General features: G+C 67.7%; 6 protein-coding genes and 1 pseudogene. 3 read left to right on the forward strand and 4 right to left on the reverse strand.

Translation table 11 applies throughout. The features are described 5' to 3' along the window. Window positions 1-6: 6 nt before the first annotated feature. The 3 genes from AC31A1_RS16890 to ctaC are packed head-to-tail and all read right to left on the reverse strand — an operon-like array spanning window position 7 to window position 3,097. Window positions 7-405, reverse strand: coding sequence for a cytochrome c oxidase subunit 4 (locus tag AC31A1_RS16890; RefSeq protein WP_366493969.1), 399 nt, complete (start codon window positions 403-405; stop codon window positions 7-9). Then, window positions 402-2,138, reverse strand: coding sequence for an aa3-type cytochrome oxidase subunit I (ctaD, locus tag AC31A1_RS16895; RefSeq protein WP_363100945.1), 1,737 nt, complete (start codon window positions 2,136-2,138; stop codon window positions 402-404). Before ctaD ends, AC31A1_RS16890 begins: the two co-directional genes overlap by 4 nt. Beyond that, window positions 2,135-3,097, reverse strand: coding sequence for an aa3-type cytochrome oxidase subunit II (ctaC, locus tag AC31A1_RS16900; protein ID WP_489654104.1), 963 nt, complete (start codon window positions 3,095-3,097; stop codon window positions 2,135-2,137). Before ctaC ends, ctaD begins: the two co-directional genes overlap by 4 nt. 286 nt (window positions 3,098-3,383) lie before the next feature. Here ctaC and AC31A1_RS16905 point away from each other — a divergent pair, with 286 nt between their 5' ends. Further along, entirely contained in the window at window positions 3,384-4,760 is a 1,377-nt protein-coding gene (locus tag AC31A1_RS16905; RefSeq protein WP_489654105.1) for a cysteine desulfurase/sulfurtransferase TusA family protein, read from the forward strand. 59 nt (window positions 4,761-4,819) lie between these two features. On the opposite strand, the gene AC31A1_RS16910 is transcribed toward AC31A1_RS16905, so the two are convergent. Further along, the gene (locus tag AC31A1_RS16910; protein ID WP_489654106.1) at window positions 4,820-5,794 is read right to left on the reverse strand and encodes a carbohydrate kinase family protein; all 975 of its coding nucleotides are present in this window, start codon (window positions 5,792-5,794) and stop codon (window positions 4,820-4,822) included. A 131-nt stretch (window positions 5,795-5,925) separates the two neighbouring features. On the opposite strand from AC31A1_RS16910, the gene AC31A1_RS16915 reads away from it, so the two are divergent. Beyond that, entirely contained in the window at window positions 5,926-6,159 is a 234-nt protein-coding gene (locus tag AC31A1_RS16915) for a hypothetical protein (protein ID WP_489654107.1), read from the forward strand. A 168-nt stretch (window positions 6,160-6,327) separates the two neighbouring features. Then, window positions 6,328-6,802, forward strand: a pseudogene (locus AC31A1_RS16920) (hypothetical protein); the annotation flags it as partial.

A 6,802-nucleotide genomic window follows, 5' to 3' on the forward strand; every position in this document is an offset into this window, starting at 1 on the left:
CGCGTGCTACTGGGTGCGGTCTTCACCGCGGTAGTACTCGAAGACCCAGCCGTACAGGCCGATCATGATGATCGGGGCGGAGAAGTACAGCAGCCACCAGCCGATCGCGATCGACAGGAAGGCCAGTGCGCCACCGACACCGAGGGCGAGGGGCTGCCAGCTGTGCGGGCTGAAGAAGCCCACCTCGCCGGCCTCGTCCGCGACGTCGGCCTCCTTGTTGTCCTGCGCGAGCGTGTCGATCCGCCGGGCCGTGAAGCCAAGGTAGAAGCCGACCATGATGCACAGGCCGAAGGCGAGGAAGAGCGCCGTGGTACCGGCGGGCTCCTTCGACCACAGGCCGTAGACGACCGCCGTGGCGAGCACGAAGACGGCCAGCCACATGAACATCCTGCCCTGGACCTTCACTTGCCCGCCTCCTTGCCGCCAGTGAGGGCCTTGTCGCCGTGGTGCGCGTTCTCAAGCTGGTCGAGAGCGGCGATCTCCGGGTGGTGCAGGTCGAACGCCGGGGATTCGCTGCGGATCCGCGGCAGGGTGAGGAAGTTGTGCCGCGGCGGCGGGCAGGACGTCGCCCATTCGAGCGAACGGCCGTAGCCCCACGGGTCGTCGACCTCGACCTTCTTGCCGTACTTCGCCGTCTTCCACACGTTGTAGAGGAACGGCAGGATCGACAGGCCGAGCAGGAAGGAGCTGATCGTCGAGATCGTGTTCAGGGCGGTGAAGCCGTCGGCCGCGAGGTAGTCCGCGTAACGACGGGGCATGCCCTCGGCACCCAGCCAGTGCTGGACCAGGAAGGTGCCGTGGAAGCCGATGAACAGCGTCCAGAAGGTGATCTTGCCGAGGCGCTCGTCGAGCATCTTGCCGGTCATCTTCGGCCACCAGAAGTGGAAGCCGGAGAACATCGCGAACACGACCGTGCCGAAGACCACGTAGTGGAAGTGGGCGACGACGAAGTACGAGTCCGAGACGTGGAAGTCCATCGGCGGCGAGGCCAGGATGACACCGGTCAGACCACCGAAGGTGAAGGTGATCAGGAAGCCGGTGGCCCAGAGCATCGGGGTCTCGAAACTCAAGGACCCCTTCCACATCGTTCCGATCCAGTTGAAGAACTTCACGCCGGTCGGTACGGCGATGAGGAACGTCATGAAGGAGAAGAACGGCAGGAGGACTCCGCCGGTGACGTACATGTGGTGGGCCCACACGGTCACGGAGAGGCCGGCGATGGAGATCGTCGCGGCGACCAGTCCCATGTAGCCGAACATCGGCTTGCGGGAGAAGACCGGGATGACCTCGGAGATGATGCCGAAGAACGGCAGGGCGATGATGTACACCTCTGGATGGCCGAAGAACCAGAAGAGGTGTTGCCACAGCAATGCCCCGCCGTTTGAGGCGTCGAAGACGTGTGCCCCGAATTTCCGATCCGCCTCCAGCGCGAAGAGCGCGGCGGCGAGGACCGGGAAGGCCAGCAGAACGAGGACGGCGGTCAGCAGCACGTTCCAGCAGAAGATCGGCATGCGGAACATCGTCATGCCCGGTGCGCGCATGCAGATGATGGTGGTGATGAAGTTGACCGAGCCGAGGATCGTGCCGAAGCCGGAGAAGGCCAGACCCATGATCCACATGTCGCCGCCGATGCCCGGCGAATTGACCGCGCTCGACAGCGGCGAGTACGCGAACCAGCCGAAGTCGGCCGCGCCCTCCGGGGTGAGGAAACCGCCCACCGCGATCAGCGAGCCGAAGAGGTAGAGCCAGTAGGCGAACATGTTCAGCCGCGGGAACGCCACGTCGGGCGCGCCGATCTGCAGCGGCATGATCCAGTTCGTGAAACCGGCGAACAGCGGCGTCGCGAACATCAGCAGCATGATCGTGCCGTGCATCGTGAACGCCTGGTTGAACTGCTCGTTCGACAGGATCTGCAGACCCGGCCGGGCCAGCTCGGCGCGCATCAGCAGCGCCATGACGCCGCCGATCAGGAAGAACGCGAACGACGTGACCAGATACAGCGTGCCGATCGTCTTGTGGTCGGTGGTGGTGAGCCACTTGATCACGACGTTACCGGGTTGCTTGCGCCTTACCGGCAGCTCGTCCGCGTAGTGGGACTCTGCTGCCGCGGCACCCTGAGGTTCGTTGAGGATGCTCACAGGTTGTTCGTCTCCCGGTTCTTCTCGTGGCTCGTCTGCGCGATGCCAGCGGGGATGTAACCGGTCTGCCCCTTCTTGGCGAGGTCCTTGAGGTGCTGCTGGTAACGCTCCGGCGAGACGACCTTCACGTTGAACAGCATCCGGGAGTGGTCGACGCCGCAGAGCTCGGCGCACTTGCCGAGGTAGGTGCCCTCCTTGTTGGGGGTCACCTGGAAGGAGTTGGTGTGGCCCGGTACGACGTCCATCTTCATCAGGAACGGCACCACCCAGAAGTCGTGGATGACGTCACGTGAGGTGAGGACGAAGCGGACCGTCTCGCCCTTGGGGAGCCAGAGGGTCGGACCCGGGTTGCCCGTCTGCGGGTTCTTCGTGGCGGGCGTACCGACGTCGTAGACTCCGCCGGCGTTCGCCGGGAACTCCTTCTTGAACCGGTCCGGAATGGCGGCCAGGTTCTTGTCGGTCGTCGCGTCGCCACTGACACCGTCGACGTTCTCGATGTAGTTGAAGCCCCAGCTCCACTGGAAGCCGACGACGTTGACCGTCACCTGAGGCTTCTTGTCGGTGAGGCTGAGGAGCTTCGTCTCATCGCGGGCGGTGAAGTAGAACAACACCGAGACGATGATGAGCGGAACAACCGTGTACAGCGCCTCGATGGGCATGTTGTACCGGGTCTGCGGGGGGATCTCGACCTTGGTGCGGCTGCGCCGGTGGAACACGACGCTCCACATGATCAGGCCCCACACCAGGATGCCGACGGCGAGCGCGGCGGCCCAGGACCCCTGCCAGAGGGAGAGGATCCGCGGACCCTCTTCCGTGGTCGGGGTGGGGAAACCAAGGCGAGGAAAGTCCTTGGATGTGCAACCGGTCGCGGTCGCCAGGACCAGGCCCGCAGTCATTGCCTGCAGCAGCTTCCGCCGCATCGGGCGCCGCGGCGAGCGGTCGGAGCCGTTGGGACTCACGTAGCGCCTTCCCGAGAGTCTCGCCCGCGCGGATTGGCTGCGGCCTGCCTTCACGCGGGTCGGTCGCCGCCCTGCGTCGGGCAGGGGTTTGGATGTTTATGCGGACCAAACCCTAGCCGACGCCCTCCGGGGGTTCGCGGGGAGGGTGGCATACGCGCCGCCCGTTACTCCTTGCGCCTAATAGCTCGGGGGTTCAGGTGATTTGGGCGGGTGCGGGTGCGTTGTGGTTGCTCGCGCAGTTCCCCGCGCCCCTATCGAAAGCCCAGGTCCGCTTTAACGTTGCTGTGTGTCCTACTTTGATGCTGCCTCCTCCGCTCCTCTCCATCCCGTCGCGCGGCAGGCGCTGTTGGCGTCGCTGGACGAGGGGTGGGCGGACCCTGCACGCTTGTACCGGGAGGGGCGTAAGGCACGGTTGCTGCTGGACGCCGCCCGGGAAGCGGCCGCTGAAGCCGTCGGGTGCCGGGCCGACGAACTCGTCTTCACCTCCTCCGGGACCCGGGCCGTACATGCGGGGATCGCGGGGGCGTTGGCGGGGCGGCGGCGCGTCGGGCGTCACCTGATCGTGTCAGCGGTTGAACACTCTTCCGTGCTCCATTCGGCCGAGGCGCTGGTCGCGGAGGGCGGTTCGTCCACCGAGGTGCCCGTGGACCGTACGGGCGCGGTGAGCGTGGCGGCCTACGCCGATTCCCTCCGCTCGGACACCGCGCTGGCCTGTCTCCAGTCGGCCAACCACGAGGTGGGGACGGTCCAGCCGGTCGCCGAGGTGGCCGAGGCGTGCCGGGCGGTCGGAGTGCCGTTGCTGGTCGACGCGGCGCAGTCGCTGGGGTGGGGTCCGGTCGAGGGCGCGTGGTCGCTGCTCACGGCCAGCGCGCACAAGTGGGGCGGCCCGGCCGGGGTCGGTCTGCTGGTGGTACGCAAGGGCGTGCGCTTCGCGCCCCAACGGCCCGTGGACGAACGGGAGTCGGGACGCGCCGCCGGCTTCGAGAACATCCCCGCCGTAGTGGCCGCGGCCGCCTCGCTCCGCGCGGTCCGCACGGAGGCCGCCCAGGAGGCGCTACGGCTACGGGAGCTGACGGAGCGGATCCGGGCGCGGGTGCCGAAGCTGGTGCCGGGCGTGGATGTGGTCGGCGATCCGGTGCGGCGACTGCCCGGGATCGTCACCTTCTCCTGTCTCTATGTCGATGGAGAGACCCTCCTCCACGAACTGGACCGCGCCGGTTTCTCCGTCTCCTCCGGTTCGTCCTGCACCAGCAGCACCCTGACGCCGAGCCATGTGCTGAAGGCGATGGGCGTACTGAGTGAGGGGAATGTGCGGGTGTCGTTGCCACGGGGGACGGTGGAGGAGGACGTGGAGCGGTTCCTGGCCGTGCTGCCGGGGGTGGTGGCGGGAGTACGGGAGAAGGTGGGGGCGCAGACGCCGGTGACCGTCGTAGAAGAGGACTCGCTGGTCGTGGACGCCCTGGGCAAGCGCTGCCCAATCCCGGTGATCGAGCTCGCCAAGGTCATCGGCGATGTGCCGATCGGCGGCACGGTCAGGGTCCTGTCCGACGACGAGGCCGCGCGGCTGGACATCCCGGCGTGGTGCGAGATGCGGGGACAGGAGTACATGGGCGAGGAGAAGGCGGACCAAGGCACCGCGTACTTGATCCGCCGGTTGACCTGAGCTACTTCAGGGGCGCGGGGAACTGCGCGACCAGCCCCCACGCACCCGCAGACAACAACTCAGCCCAGATGCCCCTGAACCTCACCCGCAGCATCATGCCCATAAGCCTTGGTGAACCGGTCCATGAAGTGCACCCGCCGCAGCTGGTACTCCTGCGTACCCACCGTCTCGATGACGAGAGTCGCCAGCATGCAACCAACCTGCGCCGCCCGCTCCAGCGAAACCCCCCACGCCAGCCCCGAGAGGAACCCCGCCCGGAACGCGTCGCCGACCCCCGTGGGGTCAGCCTTGCGCTCCTCCTCCGCACAGCCGACCTCGATCGGGTCCGCACCGACGCTCTCGATCCGGACACCGCGCGAGCCCAGCGTGGTGACGCGGTGGCCGACCTTCGCCAGGATCTCCTCGTCGCTCCAGCCGGTCTTGGACTCGATGAGTCCCTTCTCGTACTCGTTCGAGAAGAGGTACGCCGAGCCCTCCAGCAGGATGCGGATGTCGTCGCCCTCCATGCGCGCGATCTGCTGGGAGAAGTCCGCGGCGAAGGGGATGGAACGGGTACGGCACTCCTCCGTGTGGCGGAGCATCGCCTCGGGGTCGTCCGCGCCGATCAGGACCAGGTCGAGGCCGCCCACGCGGTCGGCGACGGTCTTCAGCTCGATCTGGCGGGCCTCGCTCATGGCACCGGTGTAGAAGGAGCCGATCTGGTTGTGGTCGGCGTCCGTGGTGCACACGAAGCGGGCGGTGTGCAGCGTCTCGGAGATCCGCACCGAGCCGGTGTCGACGCCGTGCCGGTCGAGCCAGTCGCGGTACTCGGCGAAGTCGGAGCCGGCGGCGCCGACCAGGATCGGCCCGGTGCCGAGCTGGCCCATGCCGAAGGCGATGTTGGCGCCGACGCCGCCCCGGCGTACGTCGAGGTTGTCGACCAGGAAGGAGAGCGACACCGTGTGCAGCTGGTCCGCGACCAGTTGGTCGGCGAAGCGGCCGGGGAAGGTCATGAGGTGGTCGGTGGCGATGGATCCGGTGACTGCGATGCGCACGGCGAGGACTCTCCTGAGGGAGGCTGCGTTGACAGTTCACGCTACCCGGTCCGCGCGGCGGCTCTGAAGCGGCCAAAACTACCCGATAGTAGATCTTTCTTCGCGAGCTCAAGCGTGCCTACGGTGCCGCTATGACGAACCTCAAGTTCGACGGCCCCGTTCCGGTCCACGTTCCGGTCCACCGCGAAGGCGAGGGCGAGGCCGATCTCGCGGCGCTGCGCGGCGACTGCGCCCGGATGGCTCCCCACTGGACGGTTCCCGACCGGATCGTCTCCCTCCCGGTGTCCCCGTCGCTCATCCACGGGGTCACCGTGCCGTCGAAGTCGGCCCGCCTGCTGGACGGCATGTCGGAGTACGGCGACTGAGCGGAGTCGTTCAGCAGGATCGGCGCGCTCGGGGGAACCGTGCGCTCCCCCGCTGCGTCCCATCGCTGTCCCCCGTAAAGGGGATGCGGGATACGACCTTTCCGCCTGCCCCTTTGACAGGGCCGGGTCAGGGTCGAGGGACAGTTGCGCAGCCGAAGGAGCGATGCGGTGAACACCGAGCGACCCGACAACGACGACACGACCGGCACGTCCGGTGACGTGCGGGGCGCGGGGGACGCCGCGAAGGGCTCCGCGAAGGGGCCCGAGGTCGATGACACCGCGGGCCACCGCAAGGAAGAAGCCGGTTCTACGGCGTCCGACGCGGAGGCCGGTACCGGCCGGCCGGACGAGACGGGGGCCGGGGTCTCCGACGTGGACGCCAGCCACGCGGAAGAGAACGAGCCGCCGGAGTCCGGCATGGAAGCCGGCCGGTCAGAGGAGCCGGAGGAGATCGGCCTCGCCACATCCGACGCCGAGGCGGGCCGAGAGACAGGCCGACCGGACGTCACCGGTCACGGGACGCGCGACACTGACGCCGACGCCGACCAGCCGAAGGCAACCGGCCCCGCAGCGCCCACCACGGAAGCCGCTCACCCGGAGCAGCCCGCCCCCGGCACCTCCTCCACCGACACCGATCTCCCCC

Source organism: Streptomyces sp. P5F9 (assembly GCF_057961495.1).

Excerpts from the sequence above, each read along its gene's own strand:
- AC31A1_RS16915 (WP_489654107.1), top strand. The coding sequence starts at position 5,926 with ATGACGAACCTCAAGTTCGACGGCCCCGTTCCGGTCCACGTTCCGGTC.